Raw genomic sequence first — 18,026 nt, 5'->3', positions numbered from 1 at the left:
TTATTCTCCCGGCTGTTCAGAGGCGACAACGGCGTCAACGGCAACACCCGGGCGCACCCTTTGCAGCCCTTCCACGATGACGCTTTCGCCATCACGCAGACCTTCCTTGACGATCACGGCCGAGCCGACCGTTTCGCCGGTCGTAATGTAGCGCTGTTCGACCATCTGCTTGTCGTTGACCACCAGGACGAACTCTCCGCGTTGATCCCGCTGCAGGGCAGCTTGAGGGATCAGCACCTCAAGCGTGGGTTCAAGCGCCTCGATGTGAACGTTAAGAAAGGCGCCATCCACGATCAGACGTTTGTCGTTTGCAAACTCGGCGCGCAAGGTGATCGCGCCGGTCAACGGATCGATCCGGTTGTCCACGAACACGATCTTGCCGGTTTCTTCCAGCTCGGTACCATTGGGCAGCGTAAGCCGGACAATCGGGCTCTTGTTGCTTTCAGCGAGGGTGGAGGCCGTCTCACCAACCGTCTGAAGAACGGAGGTGAACTGCTTTTCATTCAACGAGAAATTCACGTAGATCGGCGCTTCGCTGATCAGGTTGACCAGCGGTTCGGTGTTGGGGCCGACCACGTCGCCGACGCTGGTGCTGATCCGACCGATCCGACCGGAAAACGGGGCGTGGATCTGTGTGTAGTCCAGATCGAGCTGCGCCTGCTGAATGGCTGCGTTGGCCGCTTTGACTTCGGCCTCGGCCACCAGCTCGTTCGCGCGGGCAATGTCGCGCTCGGATTCCGGCGTTGCGTCGCGCCTGTACAGCTCCTCCTTGCGGGCCAGGTCGACCTTGGCCAGCTCCAGATTGGCTTCGGCCCGATCAAGATCCGCTTTTCGGGCGTCAAGCGTGGCCTGGTACAGGTCGGGTTCAATGGTAAACAGCAGATCGCCCTCGTTGACCAACGAGCCTTCTTCCACATTCCGGCTTTCCAGGAAACCGCTGACCCGTGCGATGATGTCCACGTTGTCCGTGGCTTCGGCCCGCCCGATGAAAACAGCCTCCTCGGTGATTTCCTGAGTGTATGCGGCCGCAATCGAAACCTTGGGCGGCGGTGCATCGGACTGATCCTGGGCAAATACGACCGGAGTAAACGCAAGGCTTGCCAGCAAAGTCGCGCAAAGGCCGAGGCGCGAGAGCGGCCGATTGCTGGTCGTGTGGGTAAGCGTCTTTTCAACGGTCATTGCGAGTGCCTCATTCGAACCGGGATTTGGGTCGAACCGGACCGTTCCTGAAGCCCGAGTCGACTAAACTCCAAGTCAGGATGGAGGTATTGTTGAAAATTCTCAAGTATTTGAATTTTAAACGCTCGAACCCTGTCCGGGGATGTCTCGGTCATCGAACCAATATCGTCCGACGATTTAACTTGATCGGTCGGGTCAATTGGTTGTGAAAAAGGGGGCCGCCGGCCCCCTTGATGTACTCAGCTTCGCACCCCGGCAAAACGTGTTTGCCAGTCTTCCCGCTGTTCGTCGGTGATCTTGGCGAACAGGACGTCGGGCACCGTGAACGCGTGCCCGGCGGGCAGGGCGCTCAGCGCGGCGTCCACGCCCTCGGGCCAGCTGGTGTCGAGCGTGTTCATCGCGCTCAGCATCCTGGCCGAAGTCTCGGGAATGAACGGCGCGCTCAGCACCGCGTAAAGCCGGATGAGGTTCAGGCCCATCCGCACCTGCGCGGCGGCCTGTTCCGGGTCTTCTTTGAAGGTCGACCACGGTGCCGCGGCCTGCAGGTATTCGTTGCCCGCAACCCAGATCGCGCGCAATTCCTGCGCCGATTTGCGCACCTCCATCGCCTCCATGTGGGCCTCGTAGGCGCGGATGCGTTTGGTCAGTTCCTCGATCAGTGCCTGTTCGCGTTCGCCGTATGCGCCACCGACCGGAACCTCTTCGCCGAATTTCGAGCGGCAGAACTTGGTGATCCGGCTGACGAAATTGCCCAGCACGTCGGCCAGGTCCTTGTTGACCGATTGCTGGAAGTTCTCCCAGGTGAATTCGCTATCGCTGCTTTCGGGCGCGTGGCTCAGCAGCCACCAGCGCCAGTAGTCTGCGGGCAGGATATCCAGCGCCTGGTCCATGAAGACGCCACGGCCCTGGCTGGTCGAGAACTGTCCGCCGTCATAGTTCAGATAGTTGAACGACTTCAGGTGATCGACCAGCTTCCATGGCTCGCCCGAGCCCAAGATCGTAGCCGGGAAGGAGAGGGTGTGGAAGGGCACGTTGTCCTTGCCCATGAACTGCACATAGCGCACGTCGTCGGCGCCTTTGTCGGTGCGCCACCAGCGTTCCCATTCCGCATCCGGCTTGCCGTGCGCGTCAGCCCATTCCTTGGCGCAGGCGATGTATTCGATCGGCGCGTCGAACCAGACGTAGAAGACCTTGCCTTCCATGCCGGGCCAGTCTTCGTCGCCCTTCTTGACCGGGATGCCCCAGTACAGGTCGCGGGTGATGCCGCGGTCCTGCAGCCCGTCGCCGTCATGCAGCCATTTCTTGGCGATCGAGGTGGTCAGCACCGGCCAGTCGGTCTTGCTGTCGATCCAGGCGTCCAGCTGATCCTTCATCGCAGACTGGCGCAGGTACAGGTGCTTGGTCTCGCGCACCTCAAGGTCGGTCGAGCCGGAAATCGCGCTGCGTGGGTCGATCAGATCGGTCGGGTCCAGCTGCTTTGTGCAGTTCTCGCACTGGTCGCCGCGGGCCTTTTCGTAGCCGCAGTTGGGGCAGGTGCCCTCGATATAGCGGTCGGGCAGGAACCGCCCGTCGGCGTTGGAATAGACCTGCTTTTCAGTCACTTCTCGGATCAGCCCGGCCTCGGCCAGCTTGCCGGCGAAATGCTGGGTCAGCTTATGGTTCTGCGGGCTGGACGAGCGGCCGAAGTGATCGAAGCTGAGGCCAAAGCGCTTGGCGATGTCGGCCTGCACCTCGTGCATCTCGGCGCAGTATTCGGCCACCGGTTTGCCGGCTTTGGCCGCTGCCAGTTCGGCCGGGGTGCCGTGTTCGTCGGTGGCGCACAGGAACATGACCTCGTTGCCGCGGCCGCGCTGGTAGCGCGCGAACAGATCCGCCGGCAGCTGCGAGCCGATCAGGTTGCCAAGGTGCTTGATCCCGTTGATGTAGGGAATTGCCGAGGTAATGAGAATCCGAGCCATGTTTGGTTTCCGCCTAACTGTCTGCGCGCGCTCTATCAAACCGGATCGGGAAATCCCAGCCCCAGAATGCTATCGCCCTTCGCGCGAGCGTTTCAGCAGGCGACCGATGGTGAAGGACGTGCGCGGCGCGTAGACGTAGTTCGTACGTTCCTCGGGCGTCGGGCGCGAGCGCATCCGCGCCAGTCCAAAGATGATCAGGACCGCGTGGCCCAATGCCACGAAGGCAAACAGCGCGCCGGGGCCGAATTGCTCGATCAGCGTCGAGGAAACATAGGGCGAGGCGATAGCCCCCAGCGCATACCAGAACATCAGCGCCGCCGACAGTTCCACCCGCTGCTCGGTGGTGGCGAAGTCGTTGGCATGCGCGGATGAGATCGAGAATATCGGAAAGGTCGTTATGCCGAACAATCCGGCGGCCAGCATGACGCCCACGGTGCCCGTGCCGCTGGCGGCCATGGTGATGCTGCAACTGATAACGGCGGCAATCGACATCCAGATCAGCACCCAGCGCCGGTCGTATTTGTCGGCCAGCCACCCGACCGGATACTGCGCCAGCGCGCCGCCCAGTACAAAGGCGGCCAGAAAGAATGCGATCTGATCGACGCCCAGCCCAACCTCTTGTCCGTAGACGGGACCAACCATCCGAAACGAAGCAGAGCTGATGGCCGAGACGATCACTCCAGCCACCGCCAAGGGCGAGCAATGCCAGGCCAGCTTGGGCCGCAAACGCGGTGCGTCCGGGGTTTCGGGCTGGCTGGCGCGCGTCAGGGTCAGCGGCAGCAACGAGGCACAGCACAGGATGGCCAGCAGGTTGTAAGAGACATATGAGGCAGGTGGCAGAACGGCGATGATCAACTGCGCGCTGAGAGAGGCTCCCATATCGGCCAACCGATATGTGCCCATGGCGCGGCCGCGGGTTTCGTTGGTGACTTTGGCGTTCAGCCAGGCTTCGATAACCGTATAACAACCCGCCACGCAGGTGCCCGAGGCAATGCGCAGCGCGGCCCATGCATAGGGGTTTTCGGTCAGCGTGTGGCCAATCAGACCCATCGCGCCCAGAGCCGTGCAGACCGCAAAGGCGCGCGAGTGCCCGATGGATCCCATCAACCTTGGCGCCCACCAGCATCCCGCGAAAAAGCCCAAGAAGTGAGCCGAGCCTAAAAGGCCGATCTGTTCGGTCGAAAACCCCAGCGTCAGGCCGGATATCGCGTCCAGCGGACCCACGCCGCCCGTGGAAAGCTGCAATAGAATGACCGAAAGAAAAAGGGCGGCGAATGAGATGATGGTACGCATGGGTCCAGTAGATGTCCGAATGGCGCATGACGATGCGCGCGGCTATTCGACTTTGTGGTGTCGTTTTCCGCCAGTTTCAGGGTTTTCTGCGAATTTCGGTTCGTATGTTCAATCCCACAGTTTCGTCGACCAGGTCCGCATAGCCGGTGGCGCCGAAATCGTTCCGGTTCAACGCGCCGGTCAAATGGATGAACAGCCGGTCCAGATCGTCCTTTGCGGAACCCGGCGGGCGATAAAGCGCGGCATCGAGAGTGATCGGACGAGTCACGTCGCGCACCGTCAAATCGCCGGTGACGGTCGCTCCGTCGGAAATGCGTCCGCCGGGGCCAAGGCTGACGGCCGTCGAGACGAAGTGGATAGATGGAAACCGCGCGGCATCCAACACGGATCGGCTTAGCATCGGGCCGCGTGCAAACGGCAGTTTCGTGCGTGCCTCGGCGACGTTCAGGACGACGTCGACCATGCTGTTGCGCAGGTTTTTCGTGTCCACCAGAACATCAGCGGTCTGGATCGGCATGGTGCCGGTCTGGGCCGAGCCAGCCAGACCGAATGTGAATTCGATCAATGTCCCTTGTGTTTCAAGTATATACGGAACCGGGGCGGCCACGGCGTGCCGCACCAAGGGCAGCGATGCCAGCCCCGCCAGTACCAGAGTTCGGCGGGTCAGGCGATTCATGCCGGAACCCGCCCCTGGCGCGGCCGCGAGCGCATCAGCAGTGTCGCAATAATGGCGATGTTCAGCCCGTTCCACAGGATCCCGTTCACGAAGGCCAGTTCATACTGCCCGGTCACGTCATAGATCCAGCCGGACATCCAGCCACCCAGCGCCATGCCCATGATCGTCATCATCATCACGAAACCGACCCGTGCCCCGGCTTCTTGCGGGGGCATGTATTCGCGGACGACCAGCGCATAGCTGGGCACGATGCCGCCCTGCGCCAGTCCGAACAGCAGGCTGATGACATAAAGCGACACCATCCCGTCATAAGGCAGGAACAGGAACAGCGCGATGCATTGCAGGATCGACCCGATCAGCAACGTGTGAACGCCGCCCAGCTTGTCCGCGACCAGCCCCGAGATGATCCGGCTGACGACACCGCCCATCAGCATGAGCGACAGCATCTCGGCCCCGACCGCCGGGCCATAGCCCAACCCGACGCAGTAGGAGACGATGTGGACCTGCGGCATCGACATGGCGACGCAGCAGCCAATTCCGGCGAGGCCCAGCACATACTGCAGGGTCCGCGGCGACAGGCCGACGCCGCGCGCGTTGATCTGCGCGGCAGCTGCGGCGGTGCCATGCGCCTCGACCGGGACCTGCCGGCGCAGCAGCAGCGACAGCGGGATGACAACGATCAGAGTGATGACCGCCAATGTCAGATAGACCTGCTGCCACCCGTCGCGGGCAAGGATACCGGACAGGAGCGTGGGCCAGATCGCGCCGGATAGATAGTTTCCGCTGGCCACCAGCGCGACGGCGATCCCGCGTCGGCGCAGGAACCAGTGCGAGATGTCGGCGATCAGCGGGCCGAACCCGACGGCGGTGCCTAGACCCAGCATCAGATGCGCCACCGACAGCATCGTGATCGTCGGCGCCCATGTCGCCAGCAGATAGCTGAGCGCGCTGAGGCCTGCGGCACCGATCAGCGCCTTGGTCACGCCCAGCCGGTCCACCACTTGACCCAGCCACATGTTGCCAAGCGCAAAGCCGATCATGGCCAGCGTGTAGGGCATCGAGGCCTCGGCCCGGCTGGCGCCGAACTGAGTCTCGATTGCGGGCATCACCACGATCACCGCCCACATGCCCACATTGGCCACCGCCGCGATGGCCAGCGTGACCAGAAGGCGAAGCCAGGAATAGCGGCTGTCGTGGATCGGGTGGGTCATTCCGGAACGCTAGGGGGCGGGATGCGGTTTGACCAGTCACAACTTGCGTGATCCTGGGCCGGTCGGTCAGGCGCAGGTTTCCTCGGCGCCGATCCGTTGCAGGTGCAGCCCGGCGCGCGGCGCGGTCTGGGTGGCGTGCCAACTGACCGGGGGCAGGGCACGGGCGCGGCGGCGGGTCAGGGTCCAGCGGCGGGTCTGGCCCGTGTGCGCCGGGGCCATGTGCCAGCGCGTCTCGATCCCCTGCGCGCCGCCGTCGCCCGGGGTCAGCAGCAGCCCCAGCGGGGCCTGACCCATCGTGCCCCCCTGTTCGGCGGCCAGATGCATCCGGCGCACCGGCGTCAGGCCCGGTGCCCCCGGCAGGTCGCCGATCACCAGCGGAACCGCCCCGCTGCGCAGCGCCTCTTCGATGCACCACAGCAGGTCCTCGGCCCGGGTGGGGCGGACGAACAGGAACCGGGCAGGATCGGCAAAGGGCATCATGCCGTCGGGGTTCAGCTGATCGGCCTCCCACGCGGGCGAGATCCACAGAACCGGCCCCTGCGCCTGACCGGCCAGCCACATGGCAAAGCTGCGCCGCGCGGGGCCGCAGGCCTCGTGCACGCGGGCCAGTTGCAGCGAAATCTCATCATGCAGGGTCAGCCCCGGCGCCGCGCGCGCCGGTTTGCGGCCAAGAAGATGCGTGGACATGGCCGAATGCTAGCATGTTCCCATTTTGTTCTCAATCCCGAAAGCCGCCGTTCAGCGCGACAGGATCATCCGGCCGTCAGAAAACTGGATGTTGGAAAAACGGTGCAGGTAATCCATGCCCAGCAGGGACTGGTCAAGATCTCCTCCGTTGATCCATGCCGGAACATTTCGGTCTGTGATGGGCCCCAACGCCAGACTGTCGAGGCGCACAGGCGCAGTCTGGACCACCCCATTTGCGGTCGAGGCACGCCCGTGAAAGGTCAGCTGATCGGTATCGAACCCGACGCGCTCCGCATCCTGCGGGCTCAGCACGATCTGACTGGCTCCGGTATCAACCAGGAAAGTCACCGGTTTGCCATTCACCAGCATCGGCAAGTAATAATGTCCGTCGAACGAGCGGGGCACTTCGATCACATCTCCGGTCACGGACATCTGCGGAGATACGCCAACGGTCGAGCGGATATCGCCCCAAAGGCCGACAACGGCAATGATCCCGATGAAGATGAAGACCCAGGCCATGGCCATCTGCAGGGTCTTCCCCAACGACTGCCGATTGTGAGTGAAGAACCACATCAGCAGTGCGGCTCCCAGCAGAACCAGATAGGCCAACCGTCCAAAATCGTTACCATCCATGCGGGCACCCTAAGCCTTCTTTCATAAGGTCAATATGGGGCTTCAGGACGCGAACCCAAAGGCCTTGAGCCCATCGAGAATGAACTGAACCGACAGCGCCGCCAGCAACATGCCCAGCAACCGCGTCAGCACGGTCAGCCCGGTCTTGCCCAGAATGCGCGCGATCAGGCCGCTGGACAGGAAGAACAGCAAGACAACTGCCATCACGGCAAGCATCACGCCGACAGCCGCAGCGATGCCCTGAATGCCGGGGTGCTCACCGGCCAGCAGGATGATCGTTGCGATCGATCCGGGCCCGGCCACCAGCGGAATGGCCAGCGGAAAGACCGAGGGGTCAGGGTGCTCTTCTTCTTCCGCTCGGTCCTCGCGCCGCTTGTTGCGCCGCTCGAACAGCATGTCGAGCGCAGTCAGAAACAGCAATGCGCCGCCAGCGACCTTGAAAGCCTCCATCGAGATGCCGACAAAGCCGAGAACCGCCTCTCCGAAAGCGGCGAAGGCGATAAGGATGCCCGAAGCGGTCAGGCACGTGCGGTAGGCGACGCGGCGACGGGTGGCCGGGTCCATTCCTTGTGTCAGCGCGACGAAGATCGGTGCGGTGCCAAAGGGATCGATCACAACGAACAGGGTTGTGAACGCGGTTATGAAGAATGCCATTTCGATCATGCGGCGGCCTCTGCGCTTTCCAGCCGCTCGGCGGCGGCGACCCACAGCGCCTCGGCGCGGGACATGGCCTCGACCACCTCGGCGAATTTTCGGTTCCAGGTTTCCAGATCAGCGATCCGGTCATCTTCGTACAAGGCCGGGTCGGACAATTTGGCCGAGAGCTTTTCGTGCATGTCCGTCAATTTCTCCAGCCGTTCCTCGCATTTCCGCAGGTCGGCCCGTAGCGCGAGAATGGTATCGCGAGAGGCGCGTTTGGGTTTGGCGGCCGGTTTTTCCCGGGCCGGTGGTTTGTCGCGCGCCAGCAGCATCTGGCGATAGGCTTCCAGGTCGCCGTCAAAGGTTTTGACCGTGCCGTCCGAGACCAACCACAGCCGATCGGCCACCAGCCCCAGCAGGTGCATGTCGTGGCTGACCAGAACCACAGCACCGGAATAGGCAGTCAGCGCCTCGACCAGGGCCTCGCGGCTTTCGATGTCCAGATGATTGGTCGGCTCGTCGAGGATCAGCATGTGCGGCGCGTCGATCGTCGCGATCAGCAGCGACAGGCGCGCTTTCTGGCCGCCCGACAGCCGGCCCACCTCGGTTTCGGCCTGATCCGCGCCCAGCCCGAACCCGGCCAGACGCGCGCGCAGTTGGGCCGGGGTCTCGGTCGGGCGCAGGCGCCGCAGGTGATCCAGCGGTGTTTCGTCCACATGCAGCTCATCCACCTGATGCTGGGCGAAATACCCGATGCGCAGCTTGCTGCTGCGAGTCATCTTGCCAGCCATCAGGGGCAACCGGTCCGACAGCAGCTTGGAAAGTGTCGATTTTCCCTGACCGTTCTTCCCCAACAGCGCGATCCGGTCGTCCTGATCAATGCGCAGGTTCAGCCGGCGCAGCACCTCGGTGTCGCCATAGCCGGTGACGCCGCCCTCAATCTGAATGATCGGCGGCGACAGTTCCTCGGGCTCGGGGAACGAGAAGGCGCGCAAGGCGGCCTCCTGCGGGGTCGAGATCAACTGGATCCGTTCGATCATCTTCAGCCGCGATTGTGCCTGAACGGCCTTGGACGCCTTGTAGCGGAACCGGTCAACGAAGCTTTGAAGATGGGCGATGCGGGCCTTGGCCTTGGCGTTTTCGGCCTCGGCCTGAGCCAGACGTTCGGCGCGGCGTTCGGCGAACTTGTCGTAGGGCACCGCGTAATAGGTCAGCTGGCGGTCTTCCAGATGCAGGATCGAGCCGACCGCCCGGTTCAGCAGGCCCCGGTCGTGGCTGATGACGATGACCGTATGCGGATATTTCGCCAGATAGCTTTCCAGCCACAGCGCGCCTTCAAGGTCCAGATAGTTGGTCGGTTCGTCCAGAAGCAGCAGGTCGGGCTGCGAGAAAAGAACCGCCGCCAGAGCGACCCGCATCCGCCAGCCGCCCGAGAAATCGGAACAGGGCCGCTGCTGATCTGCATCGTCAAAGCCCAACCCCTTGAGGATCGTGGCCGCGCGGGCCTCGGCCGACCAGGCATCGATATCGGCCAGCCGGGTCTGAATCTCGGCAATCCGGTCGGGGTCGGCGGCCTCCTGCGCTTCGGCCATCAGGGCGCTGCGCTCGGTGTCGGCGGCCAGGACCGTGTCGATCAGCGACACGTTGGACGAGGGCACCTCTTGTGACACACCGCCGATCCGCGCGCGGCGGGGCAGGGTGATGCTGCCCGATTCCAGCGCCAGCTCGCCCCGGATCAGGCGGAACAGAGTGGTCTTGCCGGTACCGTTGCGGCCGACCAGACCCACCTTGTGGCCTTCGGGAATGGTGGCGCTGGCGCCCTCGAACAGAGGGCGGCCTTCGACCGAATAGGTGATGTTCTCGATCCGTAGCATGGGCCGCTCTTAGCAGAGCGATACTGGCACCGCCAGACGCAAGCCATGTGCAAACCACATGCGCTGTGCTAGCGCTTTTGCAGATGAACGAAATTCGGATGTTGAGATGCGGGCCGCACAAACTCCACCCTCTTTGGTGACCCTTGTCCTTGCGACCGGTCTGTCCGTGCTGTCGTTGAACATGTTCCTTCCGTCCCTTGCGAACATGGCGGTCGATTTTCGGGCGGATTATGCGCTGGTGAACCTGTCGATCGCAGCCTATCTGGCCGTGTCCGCCGTGCTGCAACTGATCCTTGGGCCAATGTCCGACCGGTTCGGGCGCAGGCCGGTTCTTTTGACCTGCGTGGCGGTCTTTGTGGCGGCGTCACTTGGCTGTGTTCTGGCGGAGTCGATCTGGACCTTTCTGGGGTTCCGTCTGATGCAGGCCGCCGTGGTCGGGGGCTCGGTGCTGTCTGCCGCGTCGATCCGCGACCAGTTTCCGCCCAACGAGGCCGCAAGCAAGCTGGGATATGTCGCCATGGCGATGGCTTTGGCGCCGATGCTGGGCCCGATGCTGGGCGGCACTTTGGACATGTTGTTCGGGTGGCGGGCAGGGTTCGTCTTCTACACGGTTGCAGGGGTGGCGCTGCTGACACTGCTCTGGGCGGATATGGGCGAGACCAACCACAACCGGTCCGCCACTTTTGCCGCGCAGATGCGCGAATACCCGCACCTGTTCCGTGCCCGGCGGTTCTGGGGCTACGCGTTGTGCGCGGCATTTTCGATCGGGGGGTTCTACAGTTTCATCACCGGAGCGCCCCTGGTGGCCGCCGCCTGGTTCGATCTGAGCCCCGCGACACTGGGCCTGGGGATCGGCATCATCACCGGCGGTTTCATGGTCGGCAATTTCGTGACCGGTCGGATCGCTGCGCGGACTCGGCTGACGACGATGATTCTGGCCGGACGCATCATCGCCTCGGTCGGGCCGTTCTGCGGGCTGTTGCTGTTTTTAGGGGGGATGGGGTCGGTCTGGGTGTTTTTTGGATCAGCCATCTTTGTTGGTTTTGGAAACGGTTTGACGAACGCCAACGCGTCTGCGGGCGTCATGTCGGTTCGACCGCAACTGGCCGGCAGCGCGGCGGGCCTGTCGGGCGCTTTGATCGTAGCGCTCGGTGCGGTCATCACTTCGATCACCGGAGCTGCGGTCAGCCCTGAAAACGGCCCGTATCTGGTGCTGTCGATGATGGCAGGCAGCAGCTTTCTGGGCCTTTTGGCGGTTCTGTATGTCCGTTGGGTGGATGCACGGGACCCGCTTCCCGACGCAATCTGACGCCCAAAGGCGCGATCGCGCCATCATTCCACTTTTCACGGGCGAAATACCGTGTTAGGCGGCGCGCGATGAATTTCGCGCGGCCCAGCCCGCGCCGTCAGACCAAGGAGAGGCCCGATATGGCACTGGAACGCACTTTTTCGATCATCAAGCCCGATGCAACCCGCCGCAACCTGACCGGCAAGATCAACGCCAAGTTCGAGGAAGCCGGCCTGCGCATCGTGGCGCAGAAGCGCATCCACATGACCAAGGAACAGGCCGGCAAGTTCTACGAAGTTCATGCCGAGCGTCCGTTCTATGACGAACTGTGCGAGTTCATGTCGTCTGCACCGGTTGTCGTTCAGGTTCTGGAAGGCGAAAACGCCATCGCCAAGAACCGCGAAGTGATGGGTGCAACCAACCCCGCCGATGCGGCACCGGGCACCATCCGCGCCGAGTTCGCCGAGTCGGTCGGTGAGAACTCGGTTCACGGCTCGGATGCGCCGGAAACCGCAGCGGTTGAGATCGCATATTTCTTCTCGGGCATCGAACTGGTCGGCTAAGCCGCACCACGATACCTGTCGAGATTGCCGCGTCCGATTTCGGGCGCGGTTTTTTGTTAGTCAGACGGATTTCAGATCATCAGGGCCGACGCGTACACCGATGGCATCCAGATCCGCGATGATCCGGGACGCCGGAGCCCGGTTCGTTGACGATTTCAAAGCATCGAACCTTGCGCGCAGGGCTTTCTTTTCTTCGCCCTTGCAATCGTTCCAGGGGCGGCCCTGCAAGCCCATGACCAAAACGTAATAGCCGATGAAATGGGGCCGGGTTCCGGCCTGTATCAGCCGGGCATAGGCCGCATCGGCGCCAAGCTCGCGCAGCTCTTCGGCCGAGTGGATGCCCGCACGGGCACAGGCCTGTTCGAAAGCAGGTCCAAGGTTGCGGATGGAAGACACAGGTTCGGGCATGTTTCTTTCTTAGCTTTGACGGGGCGTGCTGTCACTGCCCGCCGGAACGTTGTGCGACGAATTCCGTTGCGCTAGGCATTGAACGATGCGTCCGTGCAGGAGGGGGAAGGAATTGACAAGCGACATCAGCAATCTGGACCTGATGAACCCGCCTGAGGGCTTCATCGACAATCCCTTCCCGTTTTATGATGCGCTGCTGTCTTCGGCGCCGGTTCTGGCACAGCCCGATGGCTCGGTTCTCTTGTCGCGGCATGCTGATCTGGACCGGATTTATCGGGACACGACCCTGTACTCGTCCGACAAAAAAGCCGTGTTCGCGCCAAAGTTCGGTCCGGGATCACCATTGTTCGAGCATCACACCACCTCGCTGGTGTTCTCGGATCCGCCGTTGCACACGCGGGTTCGCAAAATCATGACTTCGGCCCTGACCCCGCGCGCCATCGCCCGGATGGAGCCCGGTTTGATCCAGACTGTCGATCTCTTGCTGGATCGTCTGGAAGACAAGCGGCAAGTGGATCTGATCGAAGACTATGCCGCCACCATCCCGATCCAGATCATCGGAAACCTTCTGGACGTACCGGTGGACGAGCGCGAACCGCTGCGCGACTGGTCCCTGGCCATTCTTGGGGCGCTCGAACCGGCATTGACCGCCAAGCAACTCGAAGACGGCCATGCGGCCGTTCGGGACTTCAAGGAGTATCTGGCCGATCTGGTGGCTCGGCGCAGGGCCACGCCCGGCGACCCCGAAACCGACGTATTGACCCGGTTGATCCGCGGTGAAGGGGCCGACGAAAAGCTGAGTGAAATCGAGTTGCTTCAGAATTGCATCTTCATTCTGAATGCGGGTCATGAAACCACGACGAACCTGATCGGAAACGGGTTGGCCCTGCTGCATGACCACCCGGAGCAGCGTCAGCGGCTTGTGGATGATCCAAGCCTGATCAATACGGCAGTCGAAGAGGTTTTGCGGTTCCGTTCACCCAACCAGTTCGGCAACCGGGAAACGACGGCTGACGTCGTGATTGACGGGTGTCCGATTGCCAAGGGCACCAACCTTCATCTGTGTATCGGCGCTGCAAACAGGGATCCGGCCGTGTTCCCAGACCCGGGCCGGTTCGACATTTCGCGCAAACCGAACCGTCACCTTGCCTTTGCCGGCGGGCCGCATGTCTGCGCAGGCCTTACACTTGCGCGCCTTGAAGGGCGGGTCGCGTTGTCGCGGTTCGTGGCACGGTTCCCAGATTTCCAACTGTCCGATGAACGTGTCAGAGGCGGACGTATGCGGTTCCGCGGATACGCTTCCTTGCCTGCGAACCTTTGATCGGCAAAAACCTGGGGCGGTAACCTAGGGTTTTTGCGCCAGCTTCAAAACGGCATTCAATCCGGGATCCGCATTCTGAGCACTGAAGCCCCCGCCATGCATGCGGGTGATGGCCGCCACCAAAGCCAGTCCGAGGCCTGAGTTTCGGTCCGAACGCGCGGGATCAAGCGTGACGAAGGGCAGTTGAAGCTGCGACAGCATCTCGACCGGCACGCCCGGGCCGCGATCGCGGACACTCAGCAGGGCAAACGGGCCGTCTTCGCGCAGTTCGATGGAAATTGCAGTTCCTTCAGGGGCATAGCGCATGGCGTTTTCCAGAAGGTTCGACAGGGCCTGCGACAGCAAAGGGCGGTGCCCCATGATCGGAGCCGCCCGACCCGTGACCTCAAGGCGCACATCCTTGTCGGCCGCGACCGGTTCGTACAACTCCACGGCATCGTTGACCAAGCGTTCAAGGTCCACAGGTTCAAACTGTTCCCGCCCCAATCCGGCCTCGGCGCGTGAGATTTCGGTCAGCTGCCCGAGAACTCGCAACACGTGATCGATTTCGGCCGTTGCCCGGGCGATGTCGACCTCACGATCCGGGTCGCTTTTGCCTGGCTCGGCCAAGGCGACCACCCGCTGCTTCAACCGGGACAGAGGTGACCGCAGATCATGCGCGATCGAATTCGACGTGGTGCGCAAGTTGCTGACCAACTCTTCGATCCGATCCAGCATGTTGTTCAATGTGCCTGCCATCTGGTCGAACTCGTCGCCGGTACCACGCTGTGGCATTCGTTGGGACAGGTCGCCGGACACGATGGTTTCGGCGGTGTCGGCGATATCCTTCAGCCGCGAAAACACCAAACGGGTCAAAAGCCAACCGGTCAGAATGCTCAGCGCAAGGGCCGCGCCCAGGGCCAGCGCCACCGAATGAAACAGCACCCGGTCGAACTGCTGACGGGCGAGGGCGTCGCGGCCCACCAACAGCCTTTCGCCGCCGGGCAGCAAGATCGATGCGGCGGAGATCGGGACCAGCTGATCCGTCTCGGTTCTGCGCAGCTCCAGATCCACCCACCCACTGCCAGCGGCGATGCCTTCGGGCCATCGCTTTAGGTTGCCGGCCAAGGTTTTTCCCGAGCGGTCAGCCAACAGATAAAGCGCATCGCGCTCGGACGCGGTCGGAAGCCGGCGTTCGATGGCCACCATCAGACCGACCAGCCCAAGGCGTTCGTACTCATCCGCCAGCCCGGTCAGCTCGGCGGACACGACAGATCGGGTTTCGCCTTCGATCGTGCGGTTGGCGGTGATATAGACCAGCAGCAATACGGCCGCGGTCAGCAATGTGCTGAGCACCATGCTGGCCAACACCAGCCGCGTCCGGGAATCCTTGAACGACAAGGGCGACTTAACCATCAGAAACCATGTAACCGGCCCCGCGCACGGTTTCGATCAGCGGTGGTTCACCACCTTCGTCCAATTGCCGACGCAGTTTGGAGATATGAACGTCGACGACGTTTGTGTTCGGGTCGAAATGATAGTCCCAGACACCTTCGAGAAGCATCGTCCTCGACACCACCCGGTTTTTCCGGCGAAGGAAGAATTCCAGAATCTGGAACTCTCTGGGCGTCAGGGTGATCTCGCGACCGTTGCGCGTGACCTTTCGGGTCAACAGATCCATTTCAAGGTCGCGGCATTTGAGGGTTGGGGTTTCCTCGGATTCCTGAGGTCGGCGCAACAGGGCTTCGATCCGGGCATGAAGTTCCTGAAATGAGAAGGGCTTGACCAGATAGTCGTCGGCACCCGCATGCAGCCCTTTCACCCGCTCGTCCACGGCGCTCATGGCTGTCAGCATCAGAACCGGCGTCTTGACCCCGGCGGCGCGCATTGACTTGATCAGGGCCAGACCGTCCAGTCCGGGCAGCATCCTGTCCAGAACGACCGCGTCAAATCCGCCGTCGGTCGCGTGGTACAAACCTTCGCGGCCGTCTTCGGCGCATTCGACGACATAACCTTCCTCGCCAAATCCCTTGGCGATGAAGTCCCGCGTGTCTTCATCATCCTCAACGATCAACAGACGTCTGCTCATGGTCGGATTTCCTTTCACTCAGGATATAATCACGTATGGACAGGTAAAAAAACTGCCGGGTGCGAAATCCGCACCCGGCAATCCCGACAGCACGTGGACAAATCGTGTCCGTCAGGAGATGCGCGCACCGGATATCCCCATCATGCGGTGCGCGCGGGACGCAGGTCAGGCGATCTCGACGGCGACGAAGATCTGATTGCCGCCGCGGTTGATCAGCATCAGCGCCGGATCGGTCTTCTGATCTTCGAGCGCGGATTTGAGCGCCTCGGGTGTTTCCACATCCTGGTTGCCCAGCTTCACGATCACGTCGCCCTGCCGCAGACCGGCCTTGGCCGCCGGGCTGTCCGGCTTGAGCGAAGTGACGATCACGCCATGCACGTTCTCGGGAATTCCGATCTGCGCACGAGTCGCTTCGGACAGCGGTGCTACGGTGACACCCAGCGTCTTGCCCGCCGCCGCGTCATCGGTCGGTTCCGCGTTTGCGGCCATCTGGGCCGAATGCTGTCCGATCGTGACACTCAGGGTCTCTTCCTTGCCATTGCGCAGAACGGTGACCTTGCTGTCGGTTCCGACGGCCGTGGTGCCAACAAGCACCGGCAGTTCACTGCTTGAGTCGACCTTCTCGCCATTGAAGGCGATGATTACGTCGCCCTGTTGCAGCACGCCCTGAGCGGGGCTGTCCGGCAGAACCTCGGACACCAGTGCGCCGACAGTGCCATCGACACCCATTGCTGCTGCCAGCTCGGGGCTGATGTTCTGGATCGAGACACCCAGCCAACCGCGGCTGACCTGGCCATCGTCACGCAGGTCCGCAGCGATGTGCTCGACGATGTTCGAAGTCACGGCAAAACCCAGTCCGACCGAACCACCACTGGGCGAATAGATGGCCGAGTTCACCCCGACGACTTCGCCGTCCATGTTGAACAGGGGGCCGCCCGAGTTGCCTTTGTTGATGGCTGCATCGGTCTGAATGAATTCAGCGTAGGGGCCTTCCGAGATATTGCGTCCCTTGGCGGACACGATGCCGGTCGTGACGGTCGAACTCAGGCCGAACGGGTTGCCGATGGCGACCACGTCTTCGCCCACGCGGATGTCGTCGCTATCCCCCAGCGGGACCGGCTGCAGCGCCTCATCCGCGTCGATCTTGAGCAGCGCGATATCGGTCAGGGGATCGGTCCCCACGACTTCAGCCTCGTACGAGCGATCATCGTTCAGGCGCACGGTGATCTTGCTGGCTTTGTCGACGACGTGGTGGTTTGTGATGATATAGCCATCTTCATCCAGTACGAACCCGGACCCGAGGCCCTGACTGGGACCACGGCGCGGGGCGTCAAAGCCTTCGGGAATCCCGAAACGTTTGAAGAACTCACCAAAAGGCTGGCCTTCGAAATCAAACTCCTGGCCGCTCGCCGGCGACGGGGCCGCGTCGATCGAGGCAATGACGGTTACCACGGACGGTGAAACGGTTTCGACCAGATCCGCCAGGGCTTCGTCGGCCTGCGACGGAATGGCGGTCGCGGCCAGCAACGCCGCGCTCAGCGCGGTGGCGCCAAACAGCCCTGAGGTGCGAGGAAGAATAAGGGGGGATTTGCGGATGCTCATGTTGACTAGGTCTCCTTGGTTCGGCGCTTGTTGATGTGCGCTTTGCAGGGAACATGAGCCACCAGTCTTTGCGTTTTCTGACTGATCAATTAATAAATCTTAATTTTGCCACATTGGGGGCGTCTGGTAGCGCTCGCAAACCCGGGAATCGGCCGTGGGAGTTGCCGGTCGAATCGGTGGATTGTTGCCGAAATGAGGGTCAAATTCGCAAAAGCATTGAATTGAATCAAATTTGTTAACAGTCCAGCGGCGGTTTTTGACCGAATTTTCAGGGACACTCACAGGTTGCGCCGCCGCCTTTTCAGAAGTTGGTATTTGTCTAATAGGTATTTGCAAAAATGTCATTTTGATCGTTTGGCGCTAAATATTTCATGCCTTGGGTCGGCTATGGCAAAGCGCACGAACAACCTTGGGTAGATTTCCGCGACACGCGTTGTTGCGGAAATACCATCACGAATTCGGCAAAATTAACCAATTCAACCAATTTTACGTTGTTTGCAATGAACTTATCGGTGACGATAAACGTGCCCAAGTGAAAGGGGGGCCTGACGGCATCAAGGGGGTGCTTGAAGGCAGATCTCAGTCACCGGAAGCGCTGAGCGGCATGTTAACGAGGGGGTCTTGTT

Annotated in this window: 16 protein-coding genes; 3 read left to right on the top strand and 13 right to left on the bottom strand. The window is 61.8% G+C overall.

The genetic code is table 11. The annotated features are described in order from the left end of the window. From ACR3EL_RS09475 to ACR3EL_RS09435, 9 genes are all read right to left on the bottom strand, one after another. Complete coding sequence (locus ACR3EL_RS09475; RefSeq protein WP_170338996.1) at nucleotides 1-1,179, bottom strand: efflux RND transporter periplasmic adaptor subunit; 1,179 nt, start codon at nucleotides 1,177-1,179, stop codon at nucleotides 1-3. Between the two features lie 239 nt (nucleotides 1,180-1,418). Next, nucleotides 1,419-3,137: a methionine--tRNA ligase gene (gene metG / locus ACR3EL_RS09470; protein ID WP_480721355.1), complete on the bottom strand. Its 1,719-nt coding sequence runs from the start codon at nucleotides 3,135-3,137 to the stop codon at nucleotides 1,419-1,421. A 69-nt stretch (nucleotides 3,138-3,206) separates the two neighbouring features. Beyond that, entirely contained in the window at nucleotides 3,207-4,430 is a 1,224-nt protein-coding gene (locus tag ACR3EL_RS09465; RefSeq protein ID WP_170339553.1) for an MFS transporter, read from the bottom strand. A gap of 76 nt (nucleotides 4,431-4,506) precedes the next feature. Beyond that, nucleotides 4,507-5,106 (bottom strand): YceI family protein, encoded by a 600-nt coding sequence (locus tag ACR3EL_RS09460; protein ID WP_480721353.1) that lies wholly within the window; start codon nucleotides 5,104-5,106, stop codon nucleotides 4,507-4,509. After that, nucleotides 5,103-6,317 (bottom strand): MFS transporter, encoded by a 1,215-nt coding sequence (locus tag ACR3EL_RS09455; protein WP_480721352.1) that lies wholly within the window; start codon nucleotides 6,315-6,317, stop codon nucleotides 5,103-5,105. Before ACR3EL_RS09455 ends, ACR3EL_RS09460 begins: the two co-directional genes overlap by 4 nt. Before the next feature lie 66 nt (nucleotides 6,318-6,383). Further along, nucleotides 6,384-7,004 carry an ImuA family protein gene (locus ACR3EL_RS09450; RefSeq protein WP_093961848.1) on the bottom strand — a complete coding sequence of 207 codons (621 nt, stop codon included), beginning with the start codon at nucleotides 7,002-7,004 and terminating at the stop codon, nucleotides 6,384-6,386. Between the two features lie 51 nt (nucleotides 7,005-7,055). Next, on the bottom strand, nucleotides 7,056-7,637 hold the full coding sequence (locus tag ACR3EL_RS09445; protein ID WP_093961849.1) for a retropepsin-like aspartic protease family protein: 582 nt from the start codon (nucleotides 7,635-7,637) through the stop codon (nucleotides 7,056-7,058). Between the two features lie 42 nt (nucleotides 7,638-7,679). Next, the gene (locus ACR3EL_RS09440) at nucleotides 7,680-8,300 is read right to left on the bottom strand and encodes a MarC family protein (protein WP_093961850.1); all 621 of its coding nucleotides are present in this window, start codon (nucleotides 8,298-8,300) and stop codon (nucleotides 7,680-7,682) included. After that, a complete protein-coding gene (locus ACR3EL_RS09435; protein ID WP_170338982.1) occupies nucleotides 8,297-10,150 on the bottom strand; it encodes an ABC-F family ATP-binding cassette domain-containing protein in 1,854 nt (617 codons plus the stop codon). The genes ACR3EL_RS09440 and ACR3EL_RS09435 overlap by 4 nt, the downstream gene beginning before the upstream one ends. 106 nt (nucleotides 10,151-10,256) lie before the next feature. Here ACR3EL_RS09435 and ACR3EL_RS09430 point away from each other — a divergent pair, with 106 nt between their 5' ends. Then, nucleotides 10,257-11,459 (top strand): multidrug effflux MFS transporter, encoded by a 1,203-nt coding sequence (locus tag ACR3EL_RS09430; protein WP_480721349.1) that lies wholly within the window; start codon nucleotides 10,257-10,259, stop codon nucleotides 11,457-11,459. 119 nt (nucleotides 11,460-11,578) lie between these two features. Next, nucleotides 11,579-12,001: a nucleoside-diphosphate kinase gene (gene ndk, locus ACR3EL_RS09425; protein ID WP_027237357.1), complete on the top strand. Its 423-nt coding sequence runs from the start codon at nucleotides 11,579-11,581 to the stop codon at nucleotides 11,999-12,001. Nucleotides 12,002-12,061: 60 nt separating this feature from the next. Here the strand turns inward: ndk and ACR3EL_RS09420 are convergent, their stop codons facing one another. Further along, complete coding sequence (locus ACR3EL_RS09420; RefSeq protein ID WP_093961853.1) at nucleotides 12,062-12,409, bottom strand: TfoX/Sxy family protein; 348 nt, start codon at nucleotides 12,407-12,409, stop codon at nucleotides 12,062-12,064. 142 nt (nucleotides 12,410-12,551) lie between these two features. Here ACR3EL_RS09420 and ACR3EL_RS09415 point away from each other — a divergent pair, with 142 nt between their 5' ends. Beyond that, nucleotides 12,552-13,730 carry a cytochrome P450 gene (locus tag ACR3EL_RS09415; protein WP_480722457.1) on the top strand — a complete coding sequence of 393 codons (1,179 nt, stop codon included), beginning with the start codon at nucleotides 12,552-12,554 and terminating at the stop codon, nucleotides 13,728-13,730. A gap of 24 nt (nucleotides 13,731-13,754) precedes the next feature. Here ACR3EL_RS09415 and ACR3EL_RS09410 read toward each other — a convergent pair whose 3' ends face one another. From ACR3EL_RS09410 to ACR3EL_RS09400, 3 genes are all read right to left on the bottom strand, one after another. Beyond that, nucleotides 13,755-15,125: a sensor histidine kinase gene (locus tag ACR3EL_RS09410; RefSeq protein WP_480721346.1), complete on the bottom strand. Its 1,371-nt coding sequence runs from the start codon at nucleotides 15,123-15,125 to the stop codon at nucleotides 13,755-13,757. Next, the gene (locus ACR3EL_RS09405) at nucleotides 15,118-15,798 is read right to left on the bottom strand and encodes a response regulator transcription factor (protein ID WP_093961855.1); all 681 of its coding nucleotides are present in this window, start codon (nucleotides 15,796-15,798) and stop codon (nucleotides 15,118-15,120) included. The genes ACR3EL_RS09410 and ACR3EL_RS09405 overlap by 8 nt, the downstream gene beginning before the upstream one ends. A 165-nt stretch (nucleotides 15,799-15,963) precedes the next feature. Continuing rightward, nucleotides 15,964-17,400 carry a DegQ family serine endoprotease gene (locus tag ACR3EL_RS09400; RefSeq protein WP_170368341.1) on the bottom strand — a complete coding sequence of 479 codons (1,437 nt, stop codon included), beginning with the start codon at nucleotides 17,398-17,400 and terminating at the stop codon, nucleotides 15,964-15,966. Between the last annotated feature and the right edge of the window lie 626 nt (nucleotides 17,401-18,026).

It is taken from the genome of Ruegeria sp. BJ3, assembly GCF_056535665.1.
This window is presented reverse-complemented; position numbering and strand designations above follow the sequence as displayed.